General features: G+C 54.5%; 19 protein-coding genes. 9 read left to right on the top strand and 10 right to left on the bottom strand.

Annotated features, from left to right (window positions below):
* The first annotated feature begins 60 nt into the window (after positions 1–60).
* The gene (locus ACGJAX_RS29340; protein ID WP_390957019.1) at positions 61–735 is read left to right on the top strand and encodes a heavy metal response regulator transcription factor; all 675 of its coding nucleotides are present in this window, start codon (positions 61–63) and stop codon (positions 733–735) included.
* A 233-nt stretch (positions 736–968) separates the two neighbouring features.
* Here ACGJAX_RS29340 and ACGJAX_RS29345 read toward each other — a convergent pair whose 3' ends face one another.
* Positions 969–1,562, bottom strand: coding sequence for an iron transporter (locus ACGJAX_RS29345; protein ID WP_390957020.1), 594 nt, complete (start codon positions 1,560–1,562; stop codon positions 969–971).
* A 525-nt stretch (positions 1,563–2,087) separates the two neighbouring features.
* Between ACGJAX_RS29345 and ACGJAX_RS29350 the strand changes: the two genes are divergently transcribed.
* From ACGJAX_RS29350 to ACGJAX_RS29365, 4 genes are all read left to right on the top strand, one after another.
* A complete protein-coding gene (locus ACGJAX_RS29350) occupies positions 2,088–3,167 on the top strand; it encodes an ArsO family NAD(P)H-dependent flavin-containing monooxygenase (protein ID WP_390957021.1) in 1,080 nt (359 codons plus the stop codon).
* 27 nt (positions 3,168–3,194) lie between these two features.
* The gene (locus ACGJAX_RS29355) at positions 3,195–4,232 is read left to right on the top strand and encodes a permease (RefSeq protein ID WP_390957022.1); all 1,038 of its coding nucleotides are present in this window, start codon (positions 3,195–3,197) and stop codon (positions 4,230–4,232) included.
* Between the two features lie 19 nt (positions 4,233–4,251).
* Positions 4,252–4,488, top strand: coding sequence for an MTH895/ArsE family thioredoxin-like protein (locus tag ACGJAX_RS29360; protein WP_390957023.1), 237 nt, complete (start codon positions 4,252–4,254; stop codon positions 4,486–4,488).
* Positions 4,489–4,613: 125 nt separating this feature from the next.
* Positions 4,614–5,960, top strand: a complete 1,347-nt coding sequence (locus tag ACGJAX_RS29365; protein ID WP_390957024.1) for a hypothetical protein — start codon at positions 4,614–4,616, stop codon at positions 5,958–5,960.
* A 65-nt stretch (positions 5,961–6,025) separates the two neighbouring features.
* Here ACGJAX_RS29365 and ACGJAX_RS29370 read toward each other — a convergent pair whose 3' ends face one another.
* From ACGJAX_RS29370 to ACGJAX_RS29410, 9 genes are all read right to left on the bottom strand, one after another.
* Positions 6,026–6,925, bottom strand: coding sequence for a cation diffusion facilitator family transporter (locus tag ACGJAX_RS29370; protein ID WP_390957025.1), 900 nt, complete (start codon positions 6,923–6,925; stop codon positions 6,026–6,028).
* A gap of 165 nt (positions 6,926–7,090) precedes the next feature.
* Positions 7,091–8,311 carry an organoarsenical effux MFS transporter ArsJ gene (gene arsJ / locus ACGJAX_RS29375; protein ID WP_390957026.1) on the bottom strand — a complete coding sequence of 407 codons (1,221 nt, stop codon included), beginning with the start codon at positions 8,309–8,311 and terminating at the stop codon, positions 7,091–7,093.
* A 12-nt stretch (positions 8,312–8,323) separates the two neighbouring features.
* Positions 8,324–9,328 carry an ArsJ-associated glyceraldehyde-3-phosphate dehydrogenase gene (locus ACGJAX_RS29380; RefSeq protein ID WP_390957027.1) on the bottom strand — a complete coding sequence of 335 codons (1,005 nt, stop codon included), beginning with the start codon at positions 9,326–9,328 and terminating at the stop codon, positions 8,324–8,326.
* A gap of 23 nt (positions 9,329–9,351) precedes the next feature.
* Positions 9,352–9,864 carry a tyrosine-protein phosphatase gene (locus tag ACGJAX_RS29385; protein ID WP_390957028.1) on the bottom strand — a complete coding sequence of 171 codons (513 nt, stop codon included), beginning with the start codon at positions 9,862–9,864 and terminating at the stop codon, positions 9,352–9,354.
* 12 nt (positions 9,865–9,876) lie between these two features.
* A complete protein-coding gene (gene arsH / locus ACGJAX_RS29390) occupies positions 9,877–10,593 on the bottom strand; it encodes an arsenical resistance protein ArsH (RefSeq protein ID WP_390957029.1) in 717 nt (238 codons plus the stop codon).
* 4 nt (positions 10,594–10,597) lie between these two features.
* The gene (gene arsB, locus ACGJAX_RS29395; protein WP_390957030.1) at positions 10,598–11,659 is read right to left on the bottom strand and encodes an ACR3 family arsenite efflux transporter; all 1,062 of its coding nucleotides are present in this window, start codon (positions 11,657–11,659) and stop codon (positions 10,598–10,600) included.
* 16 nt (positions 11,660–11,675) lie between these two features.
* Entirely contained in the window at positions 11,676–12,146 is a 471-nt protein-coding gene (locus ACGJAX_RS29400; RefSeq protein ID WP_390957031.1) for an arsenate reductase ArsC, read from the bottom strand.
* Positions 12,147–12,191: 45 nt separating this feature from the next.
* Complete coding sequence (locus ACGJAX_RS29405) at positions 12,192–12,548, bottom strand: metalloregulator ArsR/SmtB family transcription factor (protein WP_020294740.1); 357 nt, start codon at positions 12,546–12,548, stop codon at positions 12,192–12,194.
* Positions 12,549–12,555: 7 nt separating this feature from the next.
* Positions 12,556–12,969: an arsenate reductase ArsC gene (locus ACGJAX_RS29410; protein WP_390960027.1), complete on the bottom strand. Its 414-nt coding sequence runs from the start codon at positions 12,967–12,969 to the stop codon at positions 12,556–12,558.
* Between the two features lie 352 nt (positions 12,970–13,321).
* Between ACGJAX_RS29410 and ACGJAX_RS29415 the strand changes: the two genes are divergently transcribed.
* From ACGJAX_RS29415 to ACGJAX_RS29430, 4 genes are all read left to right on the top strand, one after another.
* Positions 13,322–13,669: a metalloregulator ArsR/SmtB family transcription factor gene (locus tag ACGJAX_RS29415; protein ID WP_390957032.1), complete on the top strand. Its 348-nt coding sequence runs from the start codon at positions 13,322–13,324 to the stop codon at positions 13,667–13,669.
* 37 nt (positions 13,670–13,706) lie between these two features.
* Entirely contained in the window at positions 13,707–14,792 is a 1,086-nt protein-coding gene (locus ACGJAX_RS29420; RefSeq protein WP_390957033.1) for an NAD(P)-binding domain-containing protein, read from the top strand.
* A gap of 201 nt (positions 14,793–14,993) precedes the next feature.
* Complete coding sequence (locus tag ACGJAX_RS29425; RefSeq protein WP_390957034.1) at positions 14,994–15,512, top strand: arsenate reductase (azurin) small subunit; 519 nt, start codon at positions 14,994–14,996, stop codon at positions 15,510–15,512.
* A gap of 13 nt (positions 15,513–15,525) precedes the next feature.
* Complete coding sequence (locus tag ACGJAX_RS29430) at positions 15,526–18,009, top strand: arsenate reductase (azurin) large subunit (RefSeq protein ID WP_390957035.1); 2,484 nt, start codon at positions 15,526–15,528, stop codon at positions 18,007–18,009.
* The last annotated feature ends 191 nt before the right edge of the window (positions 18,010–18,200 follow it).

The following is an 18,200-nucleotide window of genomic DNA, read 5'->3' on the forward strand; positions in this document are numbered from 1 at the left end:
GTATTGAGGCATCGGTTTTGGCCGCAAACTGCTGCAATACAAATCGTGGAACCTGCCAATATGAAACTCTTGGTAGCTGAAGATGAACTGAAAACTGGAATTTACCTGCAGAAAGGCCTCACCGAGGCCGGTTTCAGTGTTGACCGCGTCATAAATGGTAACGACGCTCTTCAACTCATTCTGGAAAGACCCTATGACCTTCTCATCCTGGATGTGATGATGCCTGGTCTCAACGGTTGGGATGTCCTGACAAAGATCCGAGCCGCAGGCGTAAGTATGCCAGTGTTGTTCCTCTCAGCTCGGGATGGCGTAGAAGACCGAGTTAAAGGGTTGGATCTGGGGGCTGATGACTACATGGTCAAGCCTTTTGCGTTCTCCGAGCTGCTTGCTAGAGTCCGAGTCCTGCTGCGTAGAGCAAACCCTCCTTCCAGTCAGACACATCTAGTAATCGGTGATCTTGAGCTTGACCTACTCAAGCATCAGGTGTTTCGCGGAGGGAAACGGATTGACCTAACGGCGAAAGAGTTTTCGTTATTGAAATTTATGCTCCAGCACCGTCGTGAAGTTCTTCCGAAATCACTCATTGCATCACAGGTTTGGAATATCCACCTTGAGAGTGGCACCAATGTCATCGAAGTTGCCGTGCGTAGACTGCGAGCGAAAATTGATGACCATTGTGAATCAAAATTGATTCACACCTCACGCGGCATGGGTTATGTGATCGACGTATCGTAGATCTAATGACTAGTTTGTCGGTGAGGGCCCGTCAGAGGAGTGTGAGCCACCTCCGCTTTCTTCGACTGGCTTGAGCGGTAGCTTTTTTGGCCGTTTCTGCCCGGCACGACTACTGCTTCACTCCCTGACGAAGTCAGTTCACTTTAATCGAGTTTCTAACCGCGCTGACCGCTGGGTCATTTTACTGGCACTCATGTGCTTGTCTGCGCCCTCCTTCGGCAAAATGGGATCCGCTAGTTTGCTGCCGAGACGGGTTCTGATACCTCGACAAGTACACTGTCCTTCAATTTGAAGTGAAAGTGGGCGGTTACCGGTTTCGACCAGAGGTCTTTGTCCTTCATTTCACGAGCGAACGTTGGAACACCAACAATGACCGTAGCGGCGTAAACACCATCGCCAGCCAAGGGACTGTTTTCAGAGTAATGCAAACCACTGCCGCCCCACATTGGTGGTAGAACCGTTTCTACGCTCTTTCCATTGGCTTTGTTCGTTGCAGCGAAGGTAACCGTGGAGTACGGGAGTCGCGTCTTGGTTCTATTGTCCGTCACCTTGATCTCGATGTGATACCGCTCGTCCTTTGCGGGAACATGTTCACTCCACTGAGCAGGCGTCCCCATCTGCATCCACATAGCTTCGGCGCCCTCAAGCTCCAACTGGATTGTTAGCCCGTCGTTGATGACTCGACCTATTAGCACTGCGCTTTCCGTTGGATCTTTCGGAGAAGTGAGCGTCTTGATCTGCGGCTCTGCCGCTTGTGCAAGGCATGTGGCAACTGGCAGTGCGATTGCGGATCCTAAAGCGAACAGCAACTTTTGGGTGTTTGTCATTTCAAGTGCTCCTGACTGAGTGAAGCTATCGCGGACGCAATTTCCAACGCCAATTAGATCTCACTATTGTTTCCACCAATCACGTTGCAATGGCGTGAATGGCTAAGCTCATCTTCAAGCCCTTTGAATAGCAACGTTGGTACTTCACTCTAGCCCATAGACCACCTACCGCCGGCTAGCTGTCAGAAATGTAATATTCCACACAGCGAATCAAATTTGCTCTCGCATAGGCTTTCGATTGCCGACTTCTGGCCCAGGCTCTGTAAAAACGCGGGCACCGTCTTGAAGACTGCGTTGCTACATAAAACCTGTCAGCGCGTAGCTAGTCAGCAGACCACAAATTTTTCGCAGAAACGCGTTTTTTAGCCAAAGCCTGACAGTCAAACCTGCTCTAAAATGATTTTTCACCGCCTCGGCCAATTTCCGTCGACCACACAGCATCCTCAACCTATGAGCTGGATCAGTTGAGTTCAAACCTGGATCGCTATACTGGCTACCGCCCAGCATCGACTTAAGGTTTCCACCATGACTCATTCGGCCAGTGACCAACGAGATGTAGTCATTATCGGTGGGGGTCAGTCAGCCTTGGCGGTAGCGTACTTCCTGCGTCGAACTCAACTTTCGTTCGTCATCCTCGACGCAGAGGAGGAGCCCGGTGGTGCCTGGCGGCATGGTTGGAACTCGCTGCGTTTATTCTCCCCGTCCACCTGGAGCTCGATCCCTGGCTGGATGATGCCGCCTGCGCAGGAGGGGTATCCAACGCGAAATCATGTAATCGACTACCTCAACCAATATGAGCAGCGCTACCAGTTTCCTGTTGAGCGTCCGGTTCGGGTCACCGCTGTGGAGCGTACTGAAATTGGCTTACGAGTACGTTCTGACGACAGGTATTGGGATGCCAAGGTTGTCATCAGCGCTACCGGCACCTGGAGCAATCCGTATATCCCTCACTACCCTAATGCCGAGTTATTCGCCGGTCGGCAATTGCACTCCGCGAACTATGTCGAAGCACAAGCGTTTGCTGGCAAGAAGGTTTTGGTGGTGGGTGGCGGTAATTCAGGGGCGCAGATTTTGGCAGAAGTCTCCAAGGTAGCTGAGACCACTTGGGTGACTCCTACTGAGCCGGTGTTTTTGCCTGATGAAGTGGATGGGCGGGTGCTATTCGAACGTGCCACTCAGCGCTTGAAAGCTCAGCAGGAGGGGCGTGTCATTGATCAGCCCGTCGGCGGGTTGGGAGACATTGTCATGGTGCCGCCAGTTGTAGAAGCCCGTGAGCGTGAAGTTCTCAAGTCTGTACGCCCTTTTGAATGCTTCACTCGCGACGGTGTAATGTGGGCCGATGGATCTGAATCTGCAGTGGATGTGGTGATCTGGTGTACCGGATTCAGGCCCGCACTTCAGCATCTGAATACGCTGGGGGTGATCGACACTGAAGGTCGTGTTGAGGTCGAAGGCACTCACTCGATCCAGGAACCAAGACTATGGCTGGTGGGCTATGGCGAGTGGACAGGTTCGGCTTCCGCCACGCTGATCGGTGTAACACGCACAGCACGCAGCACAGTCAATGAGATTGCGACCTATCTTGGCGATCCGTCCGTGGCCTAGTGCGCCTACACCATAGGAGTAGAGGACATGAATGAAATGATCGTGCGCTGGCCTGAACGCAATCCCCGCCTGTTTTTAGCGGTAGCAGCGCTTGTCTGGTTCGGATTGTATGAAGCCCTGATACCTGTTTCAGAGGCTTTGGTCGCAGCGCTTCCTGTTGATCGTAATAGCCACCTGGGAGGCGCCTTACAGTTTTTTTTCTACGACACGCCCAAAGTGCTGATGCTGTTGACCGGCATCGTGTTCTTGATGGGCATGATCAACTCCCACTTCACGCCTGAACGTACCCGTGCAATGTTGGCGGGTCGAAGCGAGGGCACGGCCAATGTCATGGCGGCCTCTCTCGGTGTGTTTACCCCGTTTTGCTCGTGCTCAGCCGTTCCTCTGTTTATAGGTTTTGTTCAAGCTGGAGTGCCCCTGGGGGTGACTTTCTCTTTCCTCATTTCTGCGCCCATGGTGAATGAGGTAGCGCTGACACTGCTGCTTGGCCTGTTCGGCTGGAAAGTTGCATTGTTGTACCTCGGCCTGGGGTTGTGTATTGCGATTGTTGCCGGCTGGGTCATTGGGCGCCTGAAAATGGAGGCCTATCTGGAAGACTGGGTTCGTGATATGCCCAAGATCCAGGCAACCACCGGGGACACGAGTATGCCGCTGTATGAGCGGATAAATGCCGGGTTCAGCAGCGTCCGTGAAATCGTCGGAAAAGTATGGCCTTACATCCTTGCTGGCATTGCCATTGGCGCAGGCATTCACGGGTATGTACCTGAGGACTTCATGGCCAGTTTCATGGGCAAGGAAGCATGGTGGTCAGTTCCGCTCGCGGTTCTTATCGGCATCCCCATGTATACCAATGCGGCAGGCATCATCCCCATTGTGCAGGCACTGCTCGCAAAGGGCGCAGCGCTGGGCACTGTGCTGGCCTTTATGATGAGTGTCATCGCTCTATCCCTTCCGGAGATGGTGATCTTGCGCAAGGTGCTGAAAGTTCGCCTGATAGCCACCTTCATTGGGGTCGTCGCCGTCGGCATTCTCATCGTTGGTTACGTCTTCAACTTCGCGTTGTAATCCACCCACCGAGGTTTTTATGAAAGACATCAAGGTTCTGGGCACCGGTTGTGCAAAATGCAAATCGACTGTAGCCATCATCGAACAGGTGGCGAGTGCGAGAGGCGTCCCCGTTAAGCTGGAAAAAATCGAAGACATGCAACAGATCGTCAGCTACGGGGTCATGTCCACCCCGAGTGTCGTGATTGATGGAAAGGTTGTTCACTCAGGGGGCATCCCGAGCCGTGACAAGGTTGAAGAGTGGCTCAGCGCTTAGATAGGCAGCCTCTGGGCATCCAGACATACTCGGTGATGAGAGGCCTAACTGCCCGACTCAAACAACTACAGGCTTCTGGCTAGGGACTCGGCCCGTCAAGTCTTAGAGCCCTAGGGGAAATAGCGATGCCTAAGTTGGTTATGCCCTTGCTCGACAATGATGCCGCGTTTCTTTCAACGGCAGCCGCTGCAGCAGCTCTGGCAGGAGTATCTATCGAAACCCTCAACAGTCAGTGCTTTTGCATCAGCCTGGATAAAGATGCCCTGCGCAAGACTCTGGAATCGACGCTCGGTCAGCCAGGTTTGTTTGAGCTTGTGCAGCAACGCTGCCCTCATCTATTCGCAGCCCATCCAGTCTTCATCGCACCGGCCCACTTGGATCGCATGGCGCAGGTGGTGCGCGCAGTCGAAGCAGTCGTTGCGCTCCCGGCTTACCGTGAGGAAGTGCTGGCTCAATCTCCTGCTATCGCACGACATGATCCGGGTGGGGTCAAGGGCGTGTTCTTTGGGTATGACTTTCATGTCACTGAAAACAATTTCGGCCTGATCGAGATCAACACCAATGCTGGTGGAGCAATGCTCAACGCCGTGTTGTCACGAGCGCAACATGCCTGCTGCCCGGCAATAGAACAGCTGCTGCCACCATCGGCAAGGGCCGAAACGTTTGAAAGCAAAATCATCGCAATGTTTCGCCAAGAGTGGTCACAGTACGGCCTGGATAAACCGTTGCGCAGTATTGCCATTGTTGATGTGTCACCCGAACAACAGTACCTGTACCCAGAGTTCCTGCTGTTCCAACAACTGTTCCAGCGTCATGGACTAGAAGCGGTGATCGTCGATCCCTCTGAGCTCAGCCTGAGGGATGGTCTGCTTTGGCATGGCCGGTTGACCATCGACATGGTCTACAACCGGTTGACCGACTTTTCCCTTGAGGCCGTTAGCAACGCCACGCTGCGCCAAGCCTACCTGGAACGAGCAACGCTACTCACGCCACACCCACAAGCTCACGCCTTGTACGCAGACAAGCGCAATCTGGCCCTACTCTGCGATGCACAGCAATTGAAGGCATGGAAGGTGCCACAAGCTATCCAAGATCTATTACTGAGCAGCATTCCGCATACCGAAATAGTAACGGCAGAAAATGCAGAGCGCCTGTGGCGTGAGCGCCGGGGGCTGTTCTTCAAACCTTGCGCCGGATTTGGCAGCCGGGCGGCCTACCGTGGTGACAAGCTCACTCAGCGGGTCTGGAAGGAGATTCTCGCCGGTGATTATGTTGCCCAAGCCTTGATCTTGCCTGGCCAACGAACGCTATCAGCCGAAACTACGGCCCCAGTGCTGAAGTTCGACGTTCGTAACTACGCCTATGCTGGCGAGGTACTGTCGGTGGCTGCACGGCTATACCAAGGCCAGACAACCAACTTCCGTACACTGGGCGGCGGTTTTGCACCTGTGTACCCAGGCCCCAAACGGTAGGTTGACGCACAGACAGATCAATCGTTCAGGGAAATCAAACCTGAGCGTAAATAGCACCACAGCCCCTATAGCCCGCTACAACCTGATGAACAACCTAAATCACGCTCCAGTTGCAGAGTGCAATGAGTGATCTCGAAGTGCTCACGTAATTCTTCAGCCATATCCTGCAAGAACTGATCGCTATCCGGCAATGACGCCATAACCAAATGGGCAGTCAGCGCAACCTCCGTCGTGCTCATAGCCCATACATGCAAATCGTGAATATCGGTGATGCCTGGCTGACTCAGGAGATATTGACGTATCGAAGGCAAATTGACCTGATCGGGCACGCCGTCAAACAGCAAATGGAGGGATTTACGAAACAATGACCAAGTAGTAACGACGATAATAACCGCAATCACCAAACTAATTACCGGGTCAATCCAGTACCAACCTTTCCATTGATACAACGCCCCTGCCAGCAATACGCCTACCGATACCAGAGCATCGGCTGACATATGAAGGAAAGCTCCGCGCAAATTTAGATCGTTTCGGCTTCCGGAAATGAATAGCCAAGCGGTAATGGTATTGACCAAAATACCAATACCAGCAACGAGCATCACTGTTACACCAGCTATCGGCACCGGAGCCTGAAGGCGTTGAAACGCCTCCCATCCAAGCGATCCCATCGCAATCAGCAAAACAAACGCATTGATAAAACTAGCGAGAATCGAGCCGCGTCGCCAACCAAAGGTATGCCGATCATTTGGCTGTAAGCGTGTAGCAGCCAACGCCGCCCAAGCCAGAATCAATCCTCCTACATCGCTAAGGTTATGGCCTGCATCCGCCAATAGAGCAAGTGAGTCAACTTTCCAGCCGTAGAACACTTCGACTAAAACAAAACCGAAATTTAGCGCTATACCAAGACCGAAAGCTTTATCGTATCTCTTGGGTACGTCAGCATGACCATCATGCGTATGCGTCATTCTATGAGACCTTCCGGCTAGGGTGGGAGCAATGTCATACGCCTTAGGAAATTCTTATGCCTAAAATCTCTTCAGCGGAAATAGTGACTGATTCTCCCTCGGTTTACCTCTCGCAACTTGCAAGCTGGATATCGAGAGCCTAGCAATTATCTCAGCTTAACTTTTTCATATTGCCTCGGCATGCCTGGGTAAGGCGATAGAAATCAGGGCAGCCAGCAATACGAATGCGCTTGATATCCACAAGCATGCTTGTAGCCCATATACCTGATAAACCCAGCCGGACAGCACTGTGCCTATCAGCCGTCCCATGGCGTTCGACATGTAATAAAATCCCACATCCAGCGACACGCCATCTTCCTTGGCGTAGGAGACGATCAAGTAGCTGTGCAGCGACGAATTCACCGCGAACAACGCACCAAAAACCATTAATCCGCCGAGCAGCACCACCTGTTGCGATAGCTCAGTATTGAGCCCGAGAGCAATGGCCGCTGGCATACCCGCCAGTGCAAGTGCCCACAGAAACGCCGCTCGACCATCCGGTAAGTGCCCTCGTTTCTTGCCGGTGATATTGGGTGCGATGGACTGCACGATGCCGTATCCAATCACCCAGGCCGCCAGGAAGCCACCAACCTTCCAGAAGTCCCAGCCAAACACGCTGCTCAGGTACACCGGCAAGGCCACCACGAACCAGACATCGCGGGCGCCGAACAGGAACATTCGGGCCGCCGAGAGGATATTGATCGCCCGGCTCTTGGACAGGATGTCGCGAAACTTGGGCTTGGCTTTCGCTTTGCCCAGATCCCTCTTCAACAGAATCACGCTGCTATTCCAGATCAGCGCCAGGACACCCGCCATGGCCAGCAACGCGCCTTTGAAACCGATCAATGCCAGCAAGGCTCCGCCAAGAAAGAAGCCGACCCCCTTGAGCGCGTTCTTCGAGCCGGTGAGGATCGCCACCCACTGGTAGAGCTTGCCTTGCTGCCCATCAGAAACCAGAAGCTTGATGGAGCTCTTCGCGCTCATCTTGTTGAGGTCTTTGGCTATACCCGACAGCGCTTGGGCTCCCATCACCCAAGGGATGGTCAGCCAGGCGGCGGGCACAGTCAGCATCAACAAGGCTGCCACCTGTAGGCCCAAACCAATGTTCATGGTGCGGTTCAGGCCTAGGCGGGCACCCAGGTAACCGCCCACGAGATTGGTAATGACACCGAAGATTTCGTAGAACAGAAACAGAAACGCAATCTGTAACGGGCTGTAGCCCAACGCATGGAAGTGCAGCACCACCAACATGCGTAGCGCACCGTCGGTGAGGGTAAAGGCCCAGTAATTGCCGGTCACCAACAGATACTGGCGCACTTGCGGTGAAAGGGCTGACAACGCGTTCATGATATTTCCCTGTTAATCGGCCAAACCGACCAGTTTGGCCAGCTCAACAGCGCGGTTGGCGTAACCCCATTCGTTGTCATACCAGGCATAGATCTTCACTTGAGTGCCATTGATCACCATCGTCGACAGCGCATCGATGATTGAGGAGCGCGGGTCGGTGCGGTAGTCGATGGACACCAATGGGCGCTCTTCATAGCCGAGGATATTTTTCAACGGGCCTTCTGCCGCCGCCTTGAGCAACGCATTCACCTCTTCCGCCGAGGTGGCGCGCTCCACTTCGAACACGCAATCGGTAAGCGAGGCGTTGGCCAACGGTACGCGCACCGCGTGACCATTCAGGCGGCCACGCAGCTCGGGGAAGATTTCCGCAATAGCGGTGGCCGAGCCGGTGCTCGTCGGGATGAGACTCATGCCCGAGGCACGGGCACGGCGCAGATCCTTGTGCGGTTGATCGAGAATGCTCTGGGTGTTGGTCAGGTCGTGAATCGTGGTGATCGAGCCGTGGCGGATGCCCAGGTTCTCGTGGATCACTTTGACGACCGGAGCCAGGCAATTGGTGGTACAGGATGCAGCAGTCACAATGCGGTGCTGCGCCGGGTCGAATAGGTGCTGGTTAACGCCCATCACCACATTCAAGGCGCCTTGTTCCTTGACCGGAGCACAGACCACCACACGCTTAACACCCTGATCCAGGTAGGCCTGCAACACCGCCACCGTTTTCATCTTGCCGCTGGCCTCGATCACCAGATCGCAACCCGACCAGTCGGTGTCGCCAATCGCTTTGTTCGCGGTGACCTTGATGCGCTTACCGCCAATCACTACATGATCGTCTTCGGCGCTGGCTTCGCTGTGCCAGCGGCCATGCACAGAGTCGAAGTTGATCAGGTGCGCATGGGTTGCTGCATCGCCTGCCGGGTCGTTGATTTGCACGAACTCGAACTCTGGCCAACTCCAAGCGGCTCGTAGAGCGAGGCGACCGATCCGACCAAATCCATTAATGCCAACTTTGATAGTCATGTTGTTGTGCCCTGTATCTGTCGTCAGTGGGAGTTCGACTGCGTGTCGAACTGGCCGATATATTCAATGTGGGCTGGATGCTGAATGGCGCGTGGACGCAACGACTGAACATCGCGGATGGCATCGCTGAATGGCACACCGCTCTCGATCAACAGCTGCGCCGCGATCAAGCCGGTACGGCCCGAGCCACCCTTGCAATGGATGGCTATGGTTTGCCCTTCGTTCAGCAGTTGTTTGATTCGTGAATGGTGCTGTTCCCATGCGCTTTTGAATGCTTCGCCAGGAGCTTGATCATCGTCTACTGGCAGGTGAAACCACTCGATGCCGAGCATTTGGCACTCTTCGGGCAGCAGGTCGATCTCGTTCTGAATTAACTCCTCAGTCGGCATCAGTGTCAGCAACGCCGATGCACCTGCATTCTTAAGCGTTTGCAGCGCTTCGAAAGGTAGGGTGCCCTTCGTGCCGGGGCACGGGGTGAAGATCAATTGGCCACTGAACTGTGCCAGGGGCAGTACGGAATATGGGTGTTGTTGCACGACGAAATATCCTCAAATGGAGCGCTGATTAACACGTTTCATAAGTTCTTCCGCCGATTCTTTGCGTTCGGAATAGCGGTCGACCAGATAGTCCTGGCGGTCGCGAAGCAGTAGTGTGAATTTCACCAACTCTTCCATTACGTCCACGACACGGTCGTAGAAGGGGGAAGGTTTCATCCGACCGTTATCGTCGAATTCCATATAGGCCTTCGGCACCGAGGACTGGTTAGGAATGGTGAACATCCGCATCCAGCGACCAAGCACACGCAGCTGGTTAACCACGTTAAAGGATTGCGAGCCGCCACAGACCTGCATCACCGCCAGCGTTTTGCCCTGGGTTGGGCGCACCGCGCCCATGGTCAACGGAATCCAGTCGATCTGCGCCTTGAACACCGCGCTCATCGAGCCGTGGCGCTCGGGGGAGCACCAGACCTGACCTTCTGACCAGAGCACCAGTTCGCGTAGCTCTTGCACTTTGGGATGGCTGTCCGGCACGTCGTCTGGCAAAGGCAGTTCAGATGGATTGAAGATGCGCGTTTCTGCGCCGAAGTGCTGCAACAGGCGCGCAGCTTCTTCGGTCAGCAGGCGGCTGAATGAACGCTCGCGAGTCGAGCCGTAGAGCAGCAGGATGCGCGGCTTGTGCGTGGCCGACAACGAACTGCCGAGCTTATCAAGTGTCGGCAGATCAACCAGTTCGGCATCGAGGTTGGGGATCAGTTCTTCAGTCATAGATTTATTCCTGTGTGAGGGCGCCTTTGGGTTGATCGAACCAGCGGCGTTTCAGCCAGAGGGCCACGCCAACCAGGGAGATCAGCACCGGCACTTCCACCAGTGGGCCAATCACCGTGGCGAATGCCACAGGTGAGGCGAGACCGAAAGTCGCGATGGCCACGGCTATGGCCAGCTCGAAGTTGTTGCTGGCAGCGGTAAAGGCCAGCGCGGTAGTGCGTGGATAGTCAGCGCGGAGCAGCTTGCCCATCCAAAAGCTGATGAAGAACATCACCACGAAGTAGATGGTCAGCGGGATTGCGATGCGCAATACATCCAATGGCAGTTGCAGCAGCATGTCGCCCTTGAGGCTGAACATCGCCACTATGGTCAGCAGCAGCGCGACCAGCGTCAAAGGACTGATGCGCGGAATGAAGCGTTGGCTGTACCAAGTCTCACCTTTGCGGCTGATGAGGATCTTGCGCGTAAGGAAACCAGCTAGGAATGGGACGCCCAGGTAGATCAGCACGGACTTGGCGATGCTGACAAAGTTGGTGTCAATTACGCTGCCCTGCAGGCCGAACAATGGCGGCAGCAGACCAAGGAAGATCCATGCGTACACACTGAAGAACAGGATCTGGAAGATGCTGTTGAAGGCCACCAACCCAGCGACGTATTGGTTGTTGCCGCCCGCGATCTGATTCCACACCAGCACCATGGCGATGCAGCGAGCCAAACCGATGAGGATCAGGCCGGTCATGTACTCCGGCTTGTCAGCGAGAAAGACGATGGCCAGTACGAACATCAGCACTGGGCCAATCACCCAGTTTTGGATCAACGATAGCGCCAAGATGCGCTTATCCTTGAACACCTCCGGCAGCTCTTCGTACCTGACCTTGGCCAACGGCGGATACATCATCACAATCAGGCCGATGGCAATCGGGATGTTGGTCGAACCCACCGAAAGGCTGTTAAGCCAGGCCGGCAGCCCCTCGAACAGACTACCCAAGCTGACACCAATCGCCATGGCGAGAAAGATCCAGACCGTCAGATAGCGATCCAAAAAAGAAAGACGGCTTTTACTCATCGTCATGTCTCCAGTGTCAGAGGGTGCCGATCAGGGCCAGCTCGGCCTTGAGTTGTTCGGCACTTAACTGCTTGAGCGGTAAAGCCAGGAAGGCTTCGATTCGGGTTCTGATCTGTTCCAGAGTGGCTTCGAAAGCCGCCTCGATCTCTTCTTGAGTCCCTTGGTATTCAGAAGGGTCTGCCAAGCCCCAGTGGGCCTTGGTGGCTGGCCCGAAAAATACCGGGCAGGCTTCGCCGGCAGCCTTGTCACACACCGTGATGACGAAATCAGGCGCCAGGTTCTCGTAGACATCACTGGACTTGCTGTAGAGCCCCGTGGGCGAGATTTCAGCCTTATCCAACGTTTTCAGACTCAGCGGGTGCACTTCTCCCTTCGGATGGCTGCCGGCGCTGTAAGCGTGCATATCCGTCGGAGCCAAATGATTGAACATGGCTTCACAAAGAATGCTGCGGCAGCTGTTTGCGGTGCACAGAAACAGAATCTTCATCAGGCGATCTCGTAAAGGCCGAGCGCTGCTCGGGCAGGCGTTAACTCAGCAGCAAGCGGCTAGGCGCTGAGGGCGATCACCCATCACGTCGAGGCGCTTGGCGTCGGGACTGAGCCAATGCTGGTTGGCGTCAAGAGTGGTTTTCAGTACGGCGATCACCCAATCCGGCAGACTCGGATGCAGGCGGTAATAAACCCACTGGCCTTGCCGACGATCCTCCAGTAAACCGCAGTTGCGCAGTTGCGCCAGGTGGCGGGAAACCTTCGGTTGGCTCTCATCGAGTGCGCAGGTCAGTTCGCAAACGCACAGCTCTTCCTCACGGGTGATGAGCAACATAAGGCGAATGCGGGTTTCGTCGGCCAGGCATTTGAATACGGTGGTCGGTGTCAGATGGTCAGCCATAGGGGTCTCAACGTTTGTTTTTCACCAACACGAACATCTTGATGCGTTCATGGATCTCATGAAGGGTGTGACGGAATGCATCGTGCTTGGTGCTGGTCACCGGGTCTTCAAAGTTCCAAGCCAGCACCTCTCCGGCGCCTGGAAGGGCATGACATTCCAAAGACGATTTATCGCACAGCGTGATGACGTAATCGAAACGCTCTCCCGCGAACTCATCGACAGACTTGCTGTACAACCCATGGGTACTTACACCTAGGTGCTGAAGCGATCCCAGGGTGCGGGGATCGATCTCGCTGGGCGCAGTACCTGCACTGAAGGCGTCAAATTGTTCGGAATCAGTGTGCCGTAGCAGAGCTTCAGCAAGCTGCGAGCGAGCAGCGTTAGCCACACAAACAAACAGCACGCGGGTCTTATCGGTCATCGCCAAGTCTCGAATTGGATATGGTTTTACGAATATATGTTTTTTCGAATATTCAGTAAAGAAGAAAGACCAATGACCGTAAATATAGGTAATTTCAAGCCCTAGACGTCCATGAGCCTTAGCTGTATCGCGGCCAATGGCCTGCCTCCAGCCGCTTAACATCTGATTACACATATATCCGTACTTAGTAATTAACCTGTCATCGTAGTGGCTTAGGCTCTCCTACACCTCAACCCCCAAACAGGAACCTTGCGATGAAAAAACTGACCCTGACTGTTCTCTGCTAAAAGGGGCAGTACCATTCTCCAAACAGGGCTTTACATGTGCATGTACATGCACATATATTCTCGGCATGAACGTCACCAGCAACCGATCTCAAGCCATTGAGTCTGCCATTGAGTCTCTCGATGGTGCATTTTTCAAAGCCCTCTGCGAGCCGCCACGAGTCGCTGTGCTGAAGCGCGTGATGCAATTAGGTCGAGCAGATGTGACCGCGATTGCGGCTGATCTACCCCAGGAGCGTTCGGTGGTATCTCGTCATCTTCAGGTGCTGCTGGATGCCGGGATCGTGCGCGCCACTAAGGTGGGACGTCAGATGTTCTATGAGGTGGACGGCCCAGCCATCGTCAAGCGACTGGAGGACATCCTCCATCACACCAAGAGCATCGCATTATTGTGCTGCCCAGGTGGGTCTAGCTGATTTTTTCTTACCTTTATATGTGTATAGGTGCGCACACATGAACGCATTAGATCACCCATTCGATGTTGTCGTAGTAGGCGCAGGACAGGCAGGACTGGCCTGTGGCTGGCATTTGAAACAGCAGGGACTCGATTTCCTGATCTTGGATGAGCAGCAGCAACCGGGTGGGAACTGGCGTAACTACTACGACAGCCTCGAACTGTTCTCGCCGGCAGCGTACTCCTCACTACCGGAGCTGCCGTTTCCTGGAGAACCGGGGCACTACCCCTCCCGCAATGAAGTAGTGCACTACTTGGAGCAGTACGCCAGCTTCTTCCAGTTACCGATTCTTTCGGGGATACAGGTCATAAAGGTGGATCAGGAAGCTGGTGCGTTCCAGATAGTGGCTGCCAATGGGCAGCGCTTCTTTACCAGGGCGCTGATCGTGGCATCAGGGGCATTCAGTCGCCCCTATACACCCGAAGTTCCAGGGCTCGAAAGCTTCCAAGGTGTTCGCATTCACAGTGCCGAGTATCGGAATGTTGAGATGTTCAGTGGAAAACGCATCGTAGTAATTGGAGCGGCGAACTCGGCAGTGCAGATTGCTTACGAGCTAGCGAAGGTGGCCGAGGTCACGCTTGCCACGCGCGAGGCGATTCGATTCTTTCCGCAGAAGCTACTCGGCGCAGATTTCCACGCCTGGCTGAAATGGACAGGCCTGGAAAGAACCCGCTGGCTCAATGATCAGAGCACGCCGGTACTGGATGACGGTACTTACAAAAAAGCGCTGAAGTCAGGGCTTTTCAATCAGCGGTTAATGTTCCAGCAAGTAACCCCAACCGGAGTTGTTTGGGCGAATGGTCAGCAGGAAGCCGTTGATTGCCTGGTGTTCGCCACCGGGTTCCGCCCAAATACTGCCTTTCTGGAAGACCTAGCGGTGACGGATGATCGAGGGCGACTGATGCAGCGTGATGGACGAGCACTGCACATCCCAGGCCTGTACTTTGTAGGTTTACCGAAGCAGCGCAATTTCGCCTCAGCAACCCTCAGAGGTGTGGGGCCTGACGCTGAAGTCATCCTTCCACATTTACTTCGCCATCTGCGTTCCAAAGGCACAGAAAAGGTGATAGCCGCGCAGCGATGAGCAACCAAAGCAATGATGCACGCCTCCCTTGACCGGATCCTTGCATTGCCAATAGCGGGCCCTGTGAATTCACTCGACATCTAAGCTGCCATTTAGGCCACAACACAGGGTTTTCTATCCTATGCTGAATAGCTGGAACGAATAGCTGCTTACGACACAGACAGGGCTGACTGCATCGCAAGCGCAATTGCGGAGGCAGAGATGACATCCATTTCCAGAAGAACCTTCTTGAAGGCGGGAGGCGGGGTTGCTGCGAGCGCGGCCTTCGGAGTGCCCGATTTAACTCAAGCCGCAACGCCAACGCCTGTGGTCGAGGGGCGAGTCAATCTCCCTTACCAGATGAAAGCAATCACCACGGCGCAAAAATTGCTGGTCAACACACCAGTCTCATTTTTCTATCCTGACGCGGCTTCACCTTGCGCGTTGATTAAGATGGGCGCACCCGTTCCGGGAGGTGTCGGCCCAGAGCGCGACATTGTTGCCTACAGCACGCTTTGCACCCACATGGGGTGTCCGGTCGCCTATGACGCGGGACAGAAGGTGTTCAAATGTCCCTGCCATTTCAGCATTTTCGACCCTGAACATGCGGGCCAGATGGTGTCTGGCCAAGCCACCGAGAACTTGCCCAGCGTAGTACTCGAATACAACCCAAAAGACGATTCAGTACGTGCAGTTGCCGTCGAAGGGTTGATCTACGGACGTCAGTCCAACCTCCTTTGATAAGGAGATTCAAATGGCAACCAACAAAGATCGTGTGGCACTGCCTCCTGTAGATGCCCAAAAGACCAACCTGACATGCCACTTCTGCATCGTGGGCTGTGGCTATCACGTGTACAAATGGCCGGAAAATCAGGAAGGAGGACGCGCCCCCGATGAGAATGCACTCGGGCTCGACTTCCGCAAACAGTTACCCCCCCTGGCTGTCACCATGACACCGGCAATGCAAAACACGATCACCGATAAGGACGGCAAGCACTACAACATCATGATCGTGCCGGACAAACAGTGCGACGTTAATAAAGGACTCTCGTCTACACGAGGCGGACAACTGGCCAAGGTCATGTACAGCCCCGACGGGGTAGGTAGGGAGCGCTTACGGAGCCCGCGCGTTTATGTGGCTGATCAGTGGGTAGACACCAGTTGGGATGATGCTCTGGCGCTCTATGCAGGGGTGACCAAGAAGATTCTCGATAATGACGGGCCAGCCGCTCTCGCCTTTGACTGCTTCGACCACGGAGGCGCTGGAGGCGGGTTTGAGAATACCTGGGGCACCGGCAAGTTGATGTTCACTGCCTTGAAAACTCCATTGGTGCGTATCCACAACCGCCCTGCCTATAACTCCGAGTGCCACGCTACCCGCGAGATGGGCATTGGCGAACTCAATAACAGCTATGAAGACGCCGAGCTGGCCGACGTCATTGTTGCTATCGGCTGCAACTCATACGAAACCCAAACCAACTACTTCCTGGCCCACTGGCTACCCAACTTGCAGGGCCAGACAGTCGACAAACGTAAGCAGCGTTTTCCTGGAGAGTCCGTTGTCCCAGCCAAGGTGATTTTTGTCGACCCTCGCAGGACGCCGACCATCGCTATAGCGGAGCAAGCAGCAGGTAAAGACAACGTGCTTCACCTGGATATCGAACCGGGAACGGATATCGCTCTGTTCAACGGTCTGCTGACCTACGTGGTCAACCAAAAATGGCATGACCAGGAATTCATCGCGGCCCATACCAAAGCGTTTGAGCAGGCACTTCAAGCCAATCGAATGTCGCTTGAGGAAACCAGTCGCGTTACCGGGGTATCGGTGGACAAGCTCAAGCAAGCAGCCGAATGGGCTTACAAACCCAAAACCTCTGGCCACCGCCCCCATACCATGCACGCCTACGAAAAAGGAGTCATCTGGGGCAATGACAACTACCTTATCCAGTCGGCATTGGTCGACTTGGTGCTGGCCACTCACAACGTCGGACGACGAGGTACGGGCGTGGTGCGGATGGGTGGGCACCAAGAGGGGTACACACGCCCCCCTTATCCAGGCAATACCAAGATCTATGTGGATCAGGAGATCATCAACGGCAAGGGCATGATGTATACGGCATGGGGGGCCAATCCCTTCCAGACCACACTCAATGCTGAGCAACATCGTGCAGTCATTCTAAAACGCGCGAACATTGTCAGGGAGGCCATGGCCAATGTTCGCGGCGGTACAACTGCGCAGATGGTGGACGCAATTTACGACGCGGTGAAAAACAAAGGCGGTCTCTTTTTCGCCAACATCAACCTCTACCCTACCAAGCTGGCAGAAGCCGCCCATGTGATGCTGCCGGCGACCCATCCAGGCGAAATGAATCTCACCTCAATGAATGGCGAGCGCCGTATGCGCCTGTCTCAAAAATTCATGGATCCCCCTGGTTCGGCGAAAGCCGATTGCCTCATCGCAGCGGCTATCGCTAACACCCTTCGGCAGATGTATACGGACGAAGGGAAACAGGACATGGCGGCGCGTTTTGCAGGGTTCGACTGGAAAAGCGAGGAGGACGCCTTCAATGACGGCTTCCGTATGGCTGGCCAACCCGATGCTGGCCCAATCGACAGTCAGGGAGGCACCACGGGAAATCTCGTCACCTATGAGCGGTTGAGGGCCATGGGCAACAATGGAGTCCAGTTACCCGCCAAAGAATACCGAGATGGCAAACTGATCGGCACCGAGATGCTCTACACCGACTACAAATTCGACACTCCGGACGGCAAGGCTGAGTTCAAGCCTGCGACGTGGCCAGGGTTACCGAAACCGGTGGCAGAGCAGAAGGAGAAATTCCAGTTCTGGGTCAACAGCGGGCGCATCAACGAAGTGTGGCAAACGCTCTACCACGACCAATACAACGATTTCGTGCAGCGGCGTGTGCCGATGGCCTATCTGGAAATTAACCCCGACGATGCACAAGCCTTGGCTATTACATCAGGGGACGTGGTCGAGGTGTTTAATGACTACGGCTCATCCTATGCGTTGGCCTACCTGGAGTCGGATATCAAGCGGAACCAGACGTTTATGCAGTTCGGCCATTTCAACGGCGTGATGGGTGACCTGACCACGCCATGGACAGACCGGAACGTAATCCCATATTACAAAGGAACATGGGCGAACATTCGCCGCATCGGAAAAGTGGAGGAATTCAAAGAGAAAATCAGCTTCAAGTCGCGGAGGTTTAACGTGTAATTACGCTTGTTTAGCAGCTAGCCGGACGCATCTTCCATAGGTCGTCCAGTTAGATACTCCGCCCCTCGTGCCTGTGCATGAGGGGCGCTAGGCATCCTTCTCAGCCAGAAAGATCTCTGGGCAAATGCCTAGTTACCTCGCATACAGCTACGAGCAGCAGGAGCGGGTCGATGTCGGCGCAACTTCAGCAG

The organism is Pseudomonas moorei (assembly GCF_042846945.1).
In the GTDB taxonomy this organism is placed as follows: Bacteria; Pseudomonadota; Gammaproteobacteria; order Pseudomonadales; family Pseudomonadaceae; genus Aquipseudomonas; species Aquipseudomonas moorei.